General features: G+C 71.3%; 15 protein-coding genes and 1 pseudogene. 10 read left to right on the top strand and 6 right to left on the bottom strand.

The window, feature by feature from the left end:
• The first annotated feature begins 277 nt into the window (after positions 1–277).
• On the top strand, positions 278–832 hold the full coding sequence (locus ACWD6N_RS32330; RefSeq protein WP_354967086.1) for a hypothetical protein: 555 nt from the start codon (positions 278–280) through the stop codon (positions 830–832).
• Here ACWD6N_RS32330 and ACWD6N_RS32325 read toward each other — a convergent pair.
• The gene (locus ACWD6N_RS32325; RefSeq protein WP_450005867.1) at positions 817–1,320 is read right to left on the bottom strand and encodes a MarR family winged helix-turn-helix transcriptional regulator; all 504 of its coding nucleotides are present in this window, start codon (positions 1,318–1,320) and stop codon (positions 817–819) included. The genes ACWD6N_RS32330 and ACWD6N_RS32325 overlap by 16 nt on opposite strands.
• 122 nt (positions 1,321–1,442) lie before the next feature.
• Between ACWD6N_RS32325 and ACWD6N_RS32320 the strand changes: the two genes are divergently transcribed.
• A complete protein-coding gene (locus ACWD6N_RS32320; RefSeq protein ID WP_354967088.1) occupies positions 1,443–1,670 on the top strand; it encodes a hypothetical protein in 228 nt (75 codons plus the stop codon).
• 9 nt (positions 1,671–1,679) lie between these two features.
• Here ACWD6N_RS32320 and ACWD6N_RS32315 read toward each other — a convergent pair whose 3' ends face one another.
• From ACWD6N_RS32315 to dnaA, 5 genes are all read right to left on the bottom strand, one after another.
• Complete coding sequence (locus ACWD6N_RS32315; RefSeq protein ID WP_354967089.1) at positions 1,680–2,321, bottom strand: DUF721 domain-containing protein; 642 nt, start codon at positions 2,319–2,321, stop codon at positions 1,680–1,682.
• Positions 2,311–3,444, bottom strand: a complete 1,134-nt coding sequence (recF, locus tag ACWD6N_RS32310; RefSeq protein WP_354967090.1) for a DNA replication/repair protein RecF — start codon at positions 3,442–3,444, stop codon at positions 2,311–2,313. Before recF ends, ACWD6N_RS32315 begins: the two co-directional genes overlap by 11 nt.
• Before the next feature lie 16 nt (positions 3,445–3,460).
• A complete protein-coding gene (gene gnd / locus ACWD6N_RS32305; RefSeq protein WP_450005864.1) occupies positions 3,461–4,333 on the bottom strand; it encodes a phosphogluconate dehydrogenase (NAD(+)-dependent, decarboxylating) in 873 nt (290 codons plus the stop codon).
• A gap of 40 nt (positions 4,334–4,373) precedes the next feature.
• Positions 4,374–5,507, bottom strand: a complete 1,134-nt coding sequence (gene dnaN / locus ACWD6N_RS32300) for a DNA polymerase III subunit beta (protein WP_450005862.1) — start codon at positions 5,505–5,507, stop codon at positions 4,374–4,376.
• 783 nt (positions 5,508–6,290) lie between these two features.
• A complete protein-coding gene (gene dnaA / locus ACWD6N_RS32295) occupies positions 6,291–8,210 on the bottom strand; it encodes a chromosomal replication initiator protein DnaA (protein WP_450005860.1) in 1,920 nt (639 codons plus the stop codon).
• A gap of 544 nt (positions 8,211–8,754) precedes the next feature.
• Here dnaA and rpmH point away from each other — a divergent pair.
• The 8 genes and pseudogenes from rpmH to ACWD6N_RS32255 all read left to right on the top strand — a co-directional run bounded on the left by rpmH (position 8,755) and on the right by ACWD6N_RS32255 (position 14,883).
• A complete protein-coding gene (gene rpmH / locus ACWD6N_RS32290) occupies positions 8,755–8,892 on the top strand; it encodes a 50S ribosomal protein L34 (RefSeq protein ID WP_007453904.1) in 138 nt (45 codons plus the stop codon).
• Between the two features lie 33 nt (positions 8,893–8,925).
• Positions 8,926–9,342 (top strand): ribonuclease P protein component, encoded by a 417-nt coding sequence (gene rnpA / locus ACWD6N_RS32285; protein ID WP_354967094.1) that lies wholly within the window; start codon positions 8,926–8,928, stop codon positions 9,340–9,342.
• Positions 9,339–9,629 (top strand): membrane protein insertion efficiency factor YidD, encoded by a 291-nt coding sequence (gene yidD / locus ACWD6N_RS32280; RefSeq protein WP_354967095.1) that lies wholly within the window; start codon positions 9,339–9,341, stop codon positions 9,627–9,629. The genes rnpA and yidD overlap by 4 nt, the downstream gene beginning before the upstream one ends.
• Complete coding sequence (gene yidC, locus ACWD6N_RS32275) at positions 9,626–10,615, top strand: membrane protein insertase YidC (RefSeq protein ID WP_354967096.1); 990 nt, start codon at positions 9,626–9,628, stop codon at positions 10,613–10,615. Before yidD ends, yidC begins: the two co-directional genes overlap by 4 nt.
• A gap of 208 nt (positions 10,616–10,823) precedes the next feature.
• Complete coding sequence (locus ACWD6N_RS32270; protein ID WP_450005858.1) at positions 10,824–11,423, top strand: Jag family protein; 600 nt, start codon at positions 10,824–10,826, stop codon at positions 11,421–11,423.
• A gap of 145 nt (positions 11,424–11,568) precedes the next feature.
• A complete protein-coding gene (gene rsmG, locus ACWD6N_RS32265; RefSeq protein ID WP_354967216.1) occupies positions 11,569–12,279 on the top strand; it encodes a 16S rRNA (guanine(527)-N(7))-methyltransferase RsmG in 711 nt (236 codons plus the stop codon).
• Between the two features lie 642 nt (positions 12,280–12,921).
• Positions 12,922–13,842 (top strand): annotated as a pseudogene (locus ACWD6N_RS32260) (ParA family protein); the annotation flags it as partial.
• Between the two features lie 27 nt (positions 13,843–13,869).
• Positions 13,870–14,883: a ParB/RepB/Spo0J family partition protein gene (locus tag ACWD6N_RS32255; protein ID WP_450005856.1), complete on the top strand. Its 1,014-nt coding sequence runs from the start codon at positions 13,870–13,872 to the stop codon at positions 14,881–14,883.
• Positions 14,884–15,533 lie beyond the last annotated feature (650 nt).

The raw sequence follows: 15,533 nt of genomic DNA, 5'->3' as shown, positions 1-15,533 counted from the left end.
CGCGGAGGACAGAACCACCACTCGGCACCCTCACCGAGGCGGCTGAGAAGTCCGTAGCCGGCAGAACCCCATTGCCCGCGACTCCCCCCACACGCCATGCTCCGATCGGACGCGCCGCCCCGGAACGGGTTGACCCGCGGCCGGGCGGGTCGGGGGTCGCGGCCGGACCGCCCGTGCCGTACGTTTGCGGCGCCCCGGAAGCGGGCTTGATCTTTAGCGGCCGGAACCGGGACGATCGACCCGATCGACCCGACACGTGCTCTTTAAGAGGTGACAGATGGGGCTGGACAACGTCGCGGTGCACTGGCCGCGGACCGGCCGCTTCTACGATCCGGTCGCGCCGGCCGAGTTCGTCGACTTCGGCGAGATCGTCGACCTGCCGCGAATCTCCGCTCCGACGGCGGCGCTGGCCGAGCTGATCGCGAAGACCGGCACCGTCCGGGCGACCGCGTACACCGAGCTGGTGGATCTACTGCTCGGCCTCGAAGGTGTGTTGTACGCCACAGACGCCGCGGCCGAGGACGAGGACCCGGTGATCGACCCGGATGGGTGCGCCTGGATCGCCGGCGGCATCGAACGATTCGTCACCGGCCACCGTGCGCACGGCGAGGCCGTCACGTTCGAGTCGGTGAGCACGGTGCTGCGCTCGCTGCTCGGCGACGGACGGCTGGCCGATCAACAACTGCGCTGGCTGGAGAGCCGGCTGGACGCGCTGCGCGACGAAAGCGGCGACCCGCCGCAGTGGAACTTCACCTGCGCCGAGCTGGGTGTGCTGGCAGCGTTCTACCGGCGCTGCGCCGAGCGCGGCTTCGCCGTCTACGCCGACGCCTGACTGGCCGGTCCGGGGTCGGCGGCGATCTGGTCGTCGCCCCCGGGACGGTTGGCCGCGGCGATCACCTGGGTCAGCACCACGTGCAGGTGTCGCAGGTCCTCCAGTGGCAGCCCGAGCCGCTGCACGATCGCGGCCGGGATCAGCTCGGCCCGGCTGCGCAGCGCCGCGCCGCTGTCGGTCAGGGTGACGGCGAGGCTGCGTTCGTCGGCGGTGTCCCGTTCACGGCGTAGGTAGCCAGCGGCTTCGAGCCGCTTGAGCAGCGGCGACAGGGTGCCCGGGTCGAGCTGCAACAGCCGGCTGAGGTCACGGCCGGACAGCGGCGCGTGCTGCCAGAGCGCCAGCATCACCAGGTACTGCGGATGGGTGAGGCCCATCGGTTCCAGTAGCGGCCGATAGACGGCCACGACACTGCGCGCCGCCATCGAGAGGGCGAAGCAGACCTGTTGCTCCAGCGCCAGAGGGTCGACGCCGTCCGGTCGTTCACTCATCGGTTGCCCTCCCCAAGCACGGTGGTTATCGTACAGGCGACTGGTACACCAACCATTGGTGCGCCAATCATCCGTCCGGGCGATGGGCGGAGCGACGGCACACACGCAGGAGAGGGCGGCAGATGAGCGAGGACGAGGCGGCCACCAGGTCCGCGGGCGAGGGCGGCCGGTTCATGCGTTGGACCTTCCGAAACCTCACCGGCCCCGCCGAGGGCGTGCAGGGCGCGGTGCAGGGCGGCTCCGCCGAGGCCCGCGAGATGTGGAAGCGAGACCTGGAGGAGCGCAAGCGCTACACCCGGGAACAGCGCGAACGGAAGCGGGCCGCCAAGGAGGCCCACCGGCGCGACTGAAGCGCTCGCTCAGCCGTAGGTGTCCCGCGGCCCCCGGCCGCGTACCCGACGCGGCCCCTTCGACCAGGACGGCGCGGCCGGGCCGTGGATGTGCAGCTTGCGCACCACGTTGTGGCCGACCTCCCGGGCGATCTGCTTGAGCAGCGAACCGGCGAGCAGCCGCAGCTGCGTCGCCCAGGCGGTCGAGCGGGCCTCCACGGTCAGCTCGCCGTTCTCCAGCTTGACCGGCCGGCTGTGCTGGGCGACCTCCGCGCCCACCACCCGTTCCCAGGCGCCGAACACTGTGGCCTCGGCCGCCGGCTGCTGCCAGCCACGCGCCTTCACCAACCGGTTCAGCACCACGCTGAGCGGCTGCGGGTCGCGCGGGTCGGGGCCCGGGCCGGAGTAGCCGCGCAGACGCCGCCCGGAGCCGCCGTCGCCACCCCCGCCACCCCCTGGGGTACGCCGGGCGCGGGCCGCCGCCTGCCGCCGGGACAACGCCGCGTCGAGCACCGCCCGGGCCAGTTCCGGCCCGGTGGCGGCGTCCGGCTGCCCACCGCCGTCGCCACCCCCGGTCGCCTTCGACCCCGGGGTACGCGCCGACGCGGCATCGCCGGCCCGCCGGTCATCGCCGCCAGCGTCGGGACGGGCGGGCCCTGGCTCATCCGACACGGCGTACCGTCCCCTCGCCGACCTGGTAGCGGACGCCGCGCAGAGCGGCCGGCACGTCGTCGTCCACCGCGCAGGTGACCAGCAGCTGGCTCGCGCCGCCGACCAGTTCCGCCAGCCGCTCCCGGCGACCGGTGTCCAACTCGGCGAAGACGTCGTCGAGCACCAGCACCGGCTCGATGCCGTCGGCGCGCAGCAGGTCGTACCCGGCCAGTCGCAGCGCGAGCGCGAACGACCAGGACTCGCCATGGCTGGCGTACCCCTTGGCGGGCAGCGGACCGAGGCTCAGCGCCAGCTCGTCGCGGTGCGGGCCGACCAGGGTGGTGCCCCGTTCGATCTCGGCGGAGCGGGACGCGGCGAGCGCGGCGGTCAGCGCGGCCGCCAACACGCCACGATCGGTGGTCGGCTCGGCCAGCTCGATCGAGGGCCGGTAGGCGATGCCCGCGGCACCGCGCCCGGCGGCCACCGCGTCGTAAGCCTTGGAAACGTGCGGCGTGAGCGCGGCGACCAGCTCCAGCCGGCCGGCCAACAGCTCCGCGCCGTGCTGCGCGAGGTGGGTGTCCCAGACGGCGAGGGTGCCGAGGTCGCCGCCCCGGGACCCGCCGGTCTTGCGGGCCAGGTACGCGGTCCGCAGCAGGGCGTTGCGCTGCTTGACCACCCGCTCGTAGTCGGCCCGCACGCCGGCGTACCGGGGCTGCCGGTTGACCAGCAGGTCGTCCAGGTAGCGGCGGCGCTCGGCCGGGTCGCCCCGGACCAGCTCCAGATCCTCCGGCGCGAAGAGCACCAGCCGCAGCGCGCCCAGCACGTCCCGGGCCCGTCGCGCCGGGGAGCGGCCCAGTCGGGCCCGGTTGGCCTTGCCGGGCACGATCTCCAGCTCGACCAGGAGCTCACGGCCGTCGTGCACCACCGCGCAGCGGATCACCGCCGATGAGGCGCCCATCCGGACCAGTGGCGCGTCCGTGGCGACCCGGTGCGAATCCAGGGTCGCCACGTAGCCCAGCGCCTCGACGAGGTTCGTCTTGCCGACGCCGTTGGCGCCGATCAGGACGTTCGCCCCCGGCTGGAGGTCGACGGCGACCCGCTCGTACGAGCGGAAGTCGACCAGTTCCAGCCGGTGGACATACACAGGGTGTGGATACCGCTCAGCGCTTGCGGACGGCGTGGCCACCGAACTGCTGGCGCAGCGCGGCGACGGCCTTCATGGCGGGCGAGTCGTCCTGCCGGGAGGCGAACCGGGCGAACAGCGAGGCGGTGATGACGTTCAGCGGCACGGCCAGCCGGACCGCCTCGTCGACCGTCCACCGACCCTCGCCGGTGTCCTCGGTGTAACCGCTCAGCTCGGCCAGCTCCGGGTCCTCGTCGAGCGCCCGGTCCAACAGGTCGAGCAGCCAGGAGCGGACCACGGTGCCCTCCCGCCAGGACTTGAACACCCCCGGCACGTTGGTCACCAGCTCGGAGGCGGCGAGCAGCTCGTAGCCCTCGGCGTAGGCGTGCATCAGGCCGTACTCGATGCCGTTGTGCACCATCTTGGAGTAGTGCCCGGCGCCGACCGGCCCGGCGTGCACGAAGCCGAACTCGCCCTCGGGCTTGAGCGCCTCGAAGATCGGCATCAGCCGGTCGACGTGCTCCTGGGCACCGCCGACCATCAGCGCGTAGCCGTTCTGCCGGCCCCACACGCCGCCGGAGACACCGACGTCCAGGTAGCCGATGCCGCGCTCGTTGAGCCGCTCGGCCCGGGGGGCGTCGTCGCTGAACCGGGAGTTGCCGCCGTCGATGATGATGTCGCCCTCGCCGAGCACCGCGGCGAGCTCGTCAATGGTCGCGTCGGTGACGCCGGCGGGCACCATGACCCAGACCGCGCGGGGCGACTCGAGCTTCTCAGCCAGCCCGGCGAGGGTCGGGACGTCACTCAACTGGGCGTTGTGGTCGAAGCCGACCACCTCGTGGCCGGCGGCCCGCAACCGCTCCCGCATGTTGCCGCCCATCCGGCCGAGTCCTACCAGGCCGAGCTGCATGTGTTCCTACCTCCGTGGATCTGGGTATCGGTGCGCGCGATCAGCGGGACACGCGGATCGGCATGATGAGGTACCGGTACCCCGGAATGGCCTCGCCATCCTCGCCGGCGGGTGAGATCACCGCGGGCTTGAAGGCGTCGACGAACGAGAGCACGGCGGTCTGGGAGCCCAGGTTGGCCAGGCCGTCGATGAGGTACTGCGGGTTGAACCCGATGGTCAACGCGTCGCCGGTGAAGGTGGCCTCCATCCCCTCGCTGGCCCGCGCCTCCTCCGAGCCGCCGGCCTCGACCACCAGCCCGTCGGCGCTGAAGCTGAGCAACACCGGCGTGGTGCGCTCGGCGACCAGCGCGACCCGCTTGACCACCTCGATCAGGGTGCTGACCGACACCCGGGCCTCGGCGTTGTGGGTGGCCGGGAAGAGCGAGCGCACCGGCGGGTAGTTGGCCCCGTCGAGCAGCCGGCTGGTCGTCCGCCGGGTGCCACCGGCGAGGCCGACCATGCCCTCGCCCGCCGCGCCCTGGGCGAGGGCGAGGGTGACCTCGCCGCCCAGCGGGCCGAGCGCCTTGGCCGTGTCGTTCAGGGTGCGGGCCGGCACGAGGGCGTTGATGCTCACCTCGGGGTCGTCCGGCCGCCACTGGATCTCGCGCAGCGCCAGCCGGTAGCGGTCGGTGGCGAGCATCGACAGGGTGCTGCCGGAGAGCTCGACGCGGACACCGGTCATCATCGGCAGCGTCTCGTCGCGGCCAGCGGCGATGGCCACCTGGGAAACTGCGGTGGCGAACGTGGCGGCGTCGACCGTGCCGGCGCTCTGCGGCATCTCGGGCAGCGCGGGGTAGTCCTCCACCGGCATGGTCGGCAGGGTGAACCGGGCGCTGCCGCAGACCAGCTCGAGGTGGGCGCCGACGGCGGCGATGTCCACCGGCTTGGCTGGCAGCGCCTTGGTGATCTCGGCGAGCAGGCGACCGGAGACCAGTGCGGCGCCGTCGGCGTCGCCCTGCACCTCGACGGTGACCTGGCTGGAGACCTCGTAGTCGAACCCGGAGACCCGCAGGTTGCCGTCGGTGACTCGGAGCATCACCCCGGCCAGCACCGGCACCGACGGACGGCTCGGCAGGCTCTTCGCGGTCCAGGCCACGGCCTCGGCGAGCGCGTCGCGCTCTACTCGGAACTTCATCAATGCCTCCGCGTCGACGTCAGCGACAACTCTCTCATGCCGACCGCTGCCTACCGTCCCGCCCAACCGTGCGGGTACCCATCGCACTTTAGGGCGCGGGGGCATCGGCTGTGCGCCCGGCCCCGTGGATCGTGTCGATGCTGACCGGCTGGTCCGGCAGCTTCGGCCCGATCCACAGAAAGTCCAACGGTGATGATTGGTTTTTGTTCTCTTAGAAGAGATAACTCATCGTCTTCATCGCACCTGTGCAAACTGTGGAGAACTCGGGTCCACGCAGCTCAGACAGGTTATCCACCGGTGATTTGGCTGTGGAGAACCGGGGGTACAACCGCCTTGCGTGTCCACAGCCCGGCCGCGCCGGACGGTTGTCCACCGTTGTCCACCGGTTGTCCACCGGTAATCCACCGACTTTCTCCCCAAGCCTGTGGATCGCCATGAAGATCACCAATGGCGTCATCCCCAGAACCTTCAACAGGTCGTACACAGGGCGACTCTCGTCGGTGGACAACCGCGACGTTGTCCCCAGCCATCCACAGCGTCGTACACAGGGTTTCTCCACAGCCTGTGGGTAACCGGCGGAGGACGGACCGTAGTTATCCACTGGCGGTGGACAACGAGCTGTGGACAACGAGTCAGCATCGAAGCGGTCACGGCGTAGATGCTGTGGCCTGCACCAGGTCGAGGGTCAAGTCGGAGAGGCGTCAGAGACAAAAAACGCCCGGCCGGTTCTCTCCGGCCGGGCGTGTCCCGGGCTGCGTGCCGTCGCGGCGGCGGGCGTACGCCTCAGGTGTTCTGTTTGATCCGGTTGGTCAGCTCGGCGATCTGGTTGTAGAGCGAGCGCCGTTCGGCCATCTGCTGGCGGATCTTACGGTCGGCGTGCATGACCGTGGTGTGGTCCCGGCCCCCGAAGGCCTGCCCGATCCGGGGAAGTGACAACTCGGTCAACTCCCGGCACAGGTACATGGCCACCTGGCGGGCGTTGACCAGCACCCGGGAGCGGGACTGACCCCGCAGGTCCTCCAGGCTCACACCGAAGTAGTCCGCCGTGGAGACCATGATCTGGTCGGCGGTGATCTCCGGGCCGGCGCCGTCCGGGATGAAGTCCCGCAGGACCTCCTCGGCCAGCGACAGCTCGACGGTCGACCGGGTCAGGCTGGCGAACGCGGTCACCCGGATCAGCGCGCCCTCCAGTTCCCGGATCGAGTTCGACACCCGGGAGGCGATGAACTCCAGCACGTCCGGCGGGGCGTAGAGCCGCTCCTGCGCCGCCTTCTTCTGCAGGATCGCGATCCGGGTTTCCAGGTCCGGCGGCTGGATGTCGGCGAGCAGACCCCACTCGAACCGGGTCCGCAGCCGGTCCTCCAGCGTGGCGAGCTGCTTCGGCGACCGGTCCGACGTGATCACGATCTGTTTGTTGGCGTTGTGCAGCGTGTTGAAGGTGTGGAAGAACTCCTCCTGGGTGCGCTCGCGGTTCTCCAGGAACTGGATGTCGTCGATCAGCAGGATGTCGACGTCGCGGTAGCGCCGCTGGAACGCGCTGGTCTTGTCGTCCCGGAGCGAGTTGATGAAGTCGTTGGTGAACTCCTCGGTCGAGACGTACCGCACCGAGCGAGCGTTGCCGAGCGTCGTGGCGTAGTGCCCGATGGCATGCAGCAGGTGCGTCTTGCCCAGCCCCGAGCTGCCGTAGATGAACAGCGGGTTGTACGCCTTCGCCGGTGACTCGGCCACCGCCACGCTCGCCGCGTGGGCGAACCGGTTGGACGAGCCGATGACGAACGTCTCGAACATGTACTTCGGGTTGAGCCGGTTGCCGCCGGTGTCGGTGCCGGGCAGCCGACGGTCGTCGCGCCCGCCGGTGCGGTGATCCACACCGCTGCGACCGGGACCGCTGTCCGTCCCGCTGTCCCGAGGCAGCGCGCGGATCACGTGCTGGTCCCGCGGCGACGCCGCGTCCTCCCGGTAGCGGGGCTCGTAGGGCCGGGTGTCCGGGCCGGGCGCGTCCAGGCGGGCGGCCTGGTCGTCGTAGCCGCGCCGGTCCGGCGCCGGCCGAGGCGTCCGCAGCGGCTCCACGAACGCGGCGCTGAACAACGCCTCCTGCCCGTCGCGGCTCGCCGGGATCAGCCCGGACCGGTGCCCGTCGGAGGTCGGCGCGAGCGGCGGACCGGACGGGACCGGTGGCGCGGCCGGCTCGGGCGCCCGCGCCGGGTGCTGCTGTTCCGGGATGACCGCGTCGGCCACCGGCCGGTCGGAATACTCGTAGTCGGACGGTACGGCGGGCGGCGGACCCTCGGCGTCGATCGCCCCCGGCTCCGGTGCACTGCGGTAGACGGTGCCAGCCGGGCGGCCGGCGGTGTCCTCGGCCACCCGCACGGTGACCGCGACCTGGATCGGCCGGCCGAGCCGCCGGGTGAGCGCCTCGGTGATCGCCGGGCGCAGCCGTGACTCGATCACGTCGCGGGTGAAGGCGTCCGGGACGGAGAGCAGCGCGGTGTCCTCGACGATCGCCCGTAGCCGGGTCAGTCGGAGGTAGGCGCGCTGCTGGGCGGAGATGATCTCGTCGGCGAGCTCGTCGGTCGCCGCTAACCACACCGCGGCAAGGTCGGTCGTACCGGCCACCGTCGTGCCACCCCCTCGCCTCTGCTCCCGGCCGCCGCTGTCTGCCAGCCGGCCGTCCCGGGCCCGCCGCGTTCGCGGGTGGAACATCACCCACCCGGACGGTTGACCAGTGGTCGTCCACAGGTTATCCACAGCCTGTGTACCGACCGATTGTGGCCGCCCGCCGGACGCGGGTGGGACCTGCCCCCTGCCTGAACGGGCGCTGAAGCGGGTTCACCGTGCCGAACGATTCACTACCGTGTCCGGTCTTGCCTGCGCGCGACGACCGGAGCTTCCGACGCTCACCGCAATCGGGCACGGTAACAGCGTTGTCCCTGCGCCATCAACCGGCGACGCGACGGGCTCCTTGTCGGCATCAGCGAAAACCGCCCCTTCGGCCTCGCGCGCGTCCCGATCTCCGCCGCCGCGAGGTGTTTGACGGTCATTGCACCCCTGCGTAGGCTGGAGCGGCTGCTCTCTCGCCCTCTGCTAGGGTGATGGGTGCTTGCTGTCCGCGGTCGCATCCCCGCATCGCCGAGGTCCCGCTCCGCCGGGCAGCACCGATCGGTGGCCACCGTCGAGGTGGCCTGGACCACCCCACGACCCCGGCGATCCCGTCGCCCGGGGCGCGTACGAAAACGGAGAGCCTGACGTGAGCAAGCGCACCTACCAGCCGAACAACCGCCGGCGCGCGAAGACCCACGGCTTCCGGCTGCGCATGCGCACCCGTGCCGGCCGTGCCATCCTCTCGAGCCGTCGCGCCAAGGGTCGCACCACCCTGTCGGCCTGAGCCGACGGGTCGTTCGGGGGGGCGTGGGCAGTCGTGCTGGCCGCCGCACAGCGACTGCGGCGTAGCACTGACTTCGCCGCAGCGGTTCGCGGTGGCCGACGCGCCGGACGAGGTGCCGTCGTGGTCCACCTGACCGTGCCGGCGACCGCCGACCTCAGCACACCGACCTCGCTGGAGCCGGCGCGGAACACCGGTGCGGAGCAACTCTCCGCTCCGACCCGCGCCGGCTTCGTCGTGTCCAAGGCCGTCGGCAACGCCGTGGTGCGCAACCGGGTCCGGCGTCGGCTCCGAGCACTGGTCCGGGAGCGGCTTGCCGCGCTGCCGATCGGCAGCACCCTGGTCGTCCGAGCGCTCCCGGCCACGGCCGAGGCGTCGTACCCCCGACTCGCCGCCGACCTCGACGCCGCCATCGCAGCCGCCCGGTCACCCAGGGAGCGGAGGTCCCGATGAGTACGGAGCCGGCCGCCCCGCGCCCCACAACCGGTGCCAGGGTGCTGATCGCGCCCATCATCGCGTACCGTCGGTGGATAAGTCCGGCACTGCCGGCTCGCTGTCGGTTCTACCCGTCGTGCAGTGCGTACGCCCAGGAGGCGGTGTCCCGGCACGGCGCGCTCCGGGGAGCCGCACTGGCGGTCCGGCGGCTGTTGCGCTGCCACCCCTTCCACCCTGGTGGACATGACCCGGTGCCGGAGCCGGGCGGTCGCCGCCGTGCCGATGTGACTGGAGCACCGAATTGAGTCTCGACTGGATCTACTTCGCGATTTCGTGGATCCTGCTGACCTGGCACTCCGCCTGGGACGCCATCGGGGTGCCCGTCGGCGCGGTGATCGGCACCAACTTCGCCTGGATCCTGGCCATCGTCTTCCTGGTTGTCACGGTCCGGGTGATCCTGTTCCCGGTCTTTGTCAAGCAGATCAAGTCGCAGCGGGCGATGCAGGCGCTCCAGCCCAAGGTCAAGGAGCTGCAGGAGAAGCACAAGGGTGACCGGGAGACGCTCCAGAAGGAGATGATGGAGCTCTACCGGAAGGAAAAGGCCAACCCGCTCATGGGCTGCCTTCCGATGTTCCTCCAGATCCCCGTCTTCCTCGGCCTCTTCCACGTGCTGCGCCGCCTCGACCCGTTCAAGACGGAAGACAAGAAGACGATCTACGGCTGGACCGTCGACCAGTTCAACAGCGCCTCACACGCGAAGCTCTTCACCGCGCCGCTGTCCGGCAAGTTCGGGTCCACCGCCGACGAGTTGGCCCGCCTCGGCGCCAACGGCACCACGGTCAAGGTGATCGCCGGCCTCCTGGTCCTGATCATGATCGGCACCACGTACCTGACCAGCCGTCAGATGATCCTGAAGACCGGCTGGGCGGAGGACCCGCAGCAGCGGATGATCCAGCGACTGATGCTCTACGGCATCCCCGCCTCGCTGCTGATCTCCGGTGCGATCTTCCCCATCGGCGTGATCATCTACTGGGTCACCAACAACCTCTTCACCCTCGGCCAGCAGCAGTGGGTGTTGCGCAAGTTCCCGCCGCCGGTGACCGCCAAGAAGGCCGCCACCCCTGCCGCCCGTAACCCGGTGCAGCCGGCCAAGGCGGGCGGCCTGTTCGGGCGCGGCAAGTCGGCCCCGCTGGCGCCGGTCAAGGCGACCGCGCCCAAGGTGGCCGGGCCGAAGCCGGGCGCCAAGCCGGTGAACCCCAAGAAGAGCCGCCCCGCCAAGCGGCAGGGCTGACTTCCGGGCCGTCGTCGGGCGACCGGCGGCGGCCCGTTCCGCACCGCGCAGCCGCCGTACGGCCGGCGCCGGACGGAACCGACCGCGCGTGACGCGGCCACGGGCGACACTGCCCGTACAGACGTGCCCGTGGGCACCGGCGCCTCCCGCCGGCCCCGGGAAACCAGCGGACCCGACGGTCCAGCCGAGCGAGTACGGAGATGAGACCGTGACCGAGACCAGCATCCCCCGCGCCAAGCAGTCCCTGGACGAGGAGGGGACCGCGCCGCTCGCGGTGGACGACGACACCGAGGCCGGCGACGACACCGAGGCCGCGGCCGGCGGCCGGGAGAAGAAGACCGCGGGCGAGGGCGAACTGTTCCGGCAGAGCGAGATCGCGGCGGACTACGTCGAAGGGTTGCTCGACATCCTCGACTACGACGGCGACATCGACGAGCTGGTCGCCGGCGGCCGGCCGGTGGTCGAGGTGGTCGGTGCCCGGCTGCAGAACCTGGTCGGTCAGCGCGGCGCCACCCTGGAGGCGCTCCAGGAGCTGACCCGCCTCGCCGTCTTCCGGGCCACCGGCACGCCGAGCCGCCTGCTGCTGGACGTCGGCGGCTATCGGGCGAACCGCCGCAAGGAGCTCGCCGCGGTCGCCAAGAACGCGGTCGAGAAGGTCAAGGAGTACGGCGAGTCGGTCCGGCTGGAGCCGATGTCCGCGTTTGAGCGCAAGTGCGTCCACGACGTCGTCAACGCCATGTCCGGCGTGGTGAGCGAGTCCGAGGGCGTCGAGCCGAGCCGGCGCATCGTCGTACGGCCGGCGGACTGACCGGGTGACCCACGACGACACCACGGCTGACGCCGTGTCCGGCCCGGGCGGCACGCCGCCCGGGCCGTCGGCTGTCCGGCCCGACACCCCCGGCGTCGACACCGATCCTGCTCAGGACGCGGCGCCGTCGCCGTCCGACGCGGAACTGCCGCCCGAGTTGGCCCCGGCGGCCCTGACCCTCTTCGGCGATCGGCTCGACGTGGCCGCCGCGTACGCCGAGCTGCTGGCCACCGACGGGGTGGTCCGCGGTCTGATCGGTCCCCGGGAGGCACCCCGCATCTGGGACCGGCACCTCCTCAACTGCGCTGCGGTCGCCGAGCGGATCCCCGCTGACGCGACCGTGCTCGACGTCGGGTCCGGCGCCGGTCTGCCCGGTCTGGTCCTGGCCATCGCGCGCCCCGACCTGACGGTGACCCTGATCGAGCCGCTCGCCCGACGGACGTCGTTCCTGATCGAGGTCGTCGAGCGTCTCGGCCTGACCAGATCGGTGCGGGTGTTCCGGGGGCGGGCCGACGAGGCGGCCAGCGGATCGAGCGGCCGCGAACCCATCAGCGGTGACGTGGTGACCGCCCGGGCCGTCGCGCCACTGGACCGACTGGCGACCTGGAGCCTGCCGCTGGCGGTGCGCGGCGGGCGGCTGCTGGCGCTCAAGGGCGCGTCCGCCGCCGAGGAGATCAACGAGCACGCCGAGGTGGTGAAGCGGCTCGGCGGCGCAGAGCCGACCCTGCATCTGTGCGGCGTCGACGTGATCGATCCACCCACCACCGTCGTGGAGATCGTCCGCGAGCGGGTGGTCGGTCCGGCCCGACCGGCTGCCAGCAAGCGCGCCCGGGGCGGACGGCCACGCCGCCGTTGACGCTTCGCGCCATCGGGCGTCCGGCCGGTGGGTTGTCTCGTTGTACCGGTACGGATGGAACGAGGGGATGAGAGCCCGACGTGGACCGGCCACGCCTGTCCGCCGTAGGCTGACCGCGCGTCGATAGTGTGGAGCGGGCGACGAACGTCGCGACCTCCGACCGCTCCCAAGGGGCCGTACGCTCCGGGGGTGCGAGCGCGGGTGCGGCCAAGTTGACCGGGGCGCGGACCGACCATCCGAAGCGGGTAGGGATGACAGGTGCATGACGACGGCAGGTACGACGATCCACGCGTGACCGGGTCAACCAGCGACCCCGTTTCACGTGAAACCGACTACCCGAGCTGGTCGCCCGGCGCTTCCGGGCCTTCGCCCCGGCCGGCGGACGACGATCCGCTGGTGTCGCGCGACGAGCCCGCGAGCCAGCCGACCGGACCCGACACCACGGAACCGGCGGCTGCCCGTCGGGCACCGGATGCGGTGACCCGACCGGCCGACGCCGCCGACGTACGGCCCACCTCGGGTCGGCGTAACACCGTAGCGGCGGTCCGCTTCGAGCCGGCGGTTCCGCACCAACCCACCGCCGCGGCGGCTCGGGACGCGGCGCCGGTGGTCGCTTCAGCCGAATCGTCGGCCGCCGTGTCGGCCGACCCCACGTACGTTTCACGTGAAACCCCGACGCGCGAAGAGGATGACCCACCGTTGGCTATGGAGGCGATGCGCGCCGTGCAGATCCTGAATCCCAGTGGCGAGGTGACCATGCCTCGGCCGGACCGGACCCGGGTCATGTGCGTCGCGAACCAGAAGGGCGGCGTGGGTAAGACCACGACCACGGTCAACCTTGCGGTGGCGCTCGCCCTGCACGGCAACCGGGTGCTCGTGGTGGACCTCGACCCCCAGGGCAACGCCTCGACCGGCCTCAACGTGCCGCACCACACCGGCATACCCGACGTGTACGACTGCCTGATCAACAGCGTGCCGTTGGCCGAGGTGGCACAGGCGGTCGAGGGCATCCCCAACCTGTGGTGCGTACCCGCGACGATCGACCTGGCCGGAGCCGAGATCGAGCTGGTGTCGGTGGTGGCGCGGGAGTCTCGCCTCGACCGGGCCATCGCCGCCTACCCGGGGCAGTTCGACTACGTCTTCATCGACTGCCCGCCCTCGCTCGGCCTGCTCACGGTCAACGCCCTGGTCGCCGCGCAGGAGGTGCTGATCCCGATCCAGTGCGAGTACTACGCGCTGGAGGGGCTCAACCAGCTGATCAACAACATCAACCTGGTGCGGCAACACCTGAACCCCAAGCTCGACGTCTCGACCATCCTGCTGACCATGTACGACCGCCGTACCCGCCTGGCCGACGCGGTCGAGCAGGACGTCCGGAACCACTTCGGTGACAAGGTGCTCCAGGCGGTCATCCCCCGCAACGTCCGGGTCTCCGAGGCACCCAGCTACGGCCAGTCGGTGATGACCTACGATCCCGGTTCGCGGGGTGCCACGAGCTACTTCGAGGCCGCCCAGGAGATCGCCGAGCGGGGCGTCAAGGAGCCGGTGGGCCGGAATGCGTAGTGCGGACGATTCGCTGGGAGGCGTGGCATGAAGAACCGTCCTCGGGGCGGTCTGGGTCGGGGCCTGGGGGCGCTCATCCCGACCGGGCCGGTGCCGGGTGCAGCGGGCACCCTGACGGCCGAGCCGGAGAACGGGCACGTGGAGGATGAGTCGGTCGCGGCCGCGTCAGCGGCGCCAGCCGGGCCGCCTGCTCGCGAGTCGGAGCCCACGCTCAGCCCGGTGCCGGGAGCCCGATTCGCCGAGATCCCGGTCGACGCGATCGTGCCGAACCCGAAGCAGCCCCGCCAGGTCTTCGACGAGGAGGCGCTGGAGGAGCTGAAGACCTCCATCCAGGAGGTCGGCTTCCTCCAGCCCATCGTCGTCCGGCAGCTCGACGACGAGAAGTACGAGCTGGTGATGGGCGAGCGGCGGTGGCGGGCCGCCCAGGCGGTTGGCCGGGAGAGCATCCCGGCGATCGTCCGGGACACCCGCGACGACGCCATGCTCCGGGACGCGCTACTGGAGAACATCCACCGGGCCAACCTGAACCCGCTGGAGGAGGCCGCCGCGTACCAGCAGCTGCTGGAGGAGTTCGGCGCCACCCACGAGGAGTTGGCCCGCCGGATCGGTCGAAGCCGGCCGCAGATCTCCAACACCATCCGACTGCTGAACCTGCCGGCCCAGGTACAGCGTCGAGTGGCTGCGGGGATCCTGTCGGCCGGTCACGCCCGTGCCCTGCTGAGCCTCGACGAATCGGAGGCGCAGGAGCAGTTGGCGCTGCGGATCGTGGCCGAAGGGCTGTCGGTCCGAGCGACCGAGGAGATCGTGGCCCTGACGCTGAACGACGGCCCGGCGAAGGGCCAGGCCGCGAAGCGGCGACCGAAGCCGCACGCGCCCGGCCTGACCGACCTCGCCGATCGGCTGTCGGATCGGTTCGACACCCGGGTGAAGGTCGACATCGGCAGGAGCAAGGGCAAGATCACCATCGAGTTCGCGACGGTGGACGACCTGGAGCGGATCGTCGGCATCATCGGAGTGCAACAGGAGGAGTCCGGGGACTGATCGCCCCCGTCCGCCTGCGGCCGCGCTTCCCCTCGGGATGCGCGGCCGTTCTGCATCCGGCCGCGTTGGTTTCACGTGAAACGGGTGCGGTCTGGCGCGTCCGGTGCGCCGCCATCCGTCGCGTCTATGGGCCTCTCACCGTGCCGTCGTTTCACGTGAAACAGAGCGGCCACGAGGGTGATCGACGGCTCGACCGCCGGGGTGGCGACGGAAAGGCCTCGTGCGCCCGCTCAGCAGCCCGCTGCGGCCACGTATGCCGCCCGTGGTGGTCTTGGTCGGGTGGCCCGCTCTCTGGCCCTGGTCGTGGTCCGTGCTGATCGAGATCTCCTCGGGCCGGCTGCGAACCTGATTTCGTCGCCTCCGGTGGGAGGACCCGCCGTGCCGCACGGCTCAGCAGGTGGTCTGTGCTCGCCTGCGCCGATCGGTCCGCTGTGCGGAACCGGCGGTTGGGGCGGCTGCGTGTGGCGATCTGCCTCGGGGCCGAGCTCGCCCCCGCGCCGGTGCCTCCGCACCCCCGCACGTCGGGCCGGTGGGTCCGCAAGCCCGCCCCGCACGGCAGGCGCGTGGTCCCGATCCTCTTACCGTGCGTGCTGGGGTCCGAGCCGGCTCGGCGCCCGAGCTGTGCCCCGCGGTCGCGTTGCGCCCGGGTC

The organism is Micromonospora sp. NPDC005163, from assembly GCF_053599835.1.
This window is presented reverse-complemented; position numbering and strand designations above follow the sequence as displayed.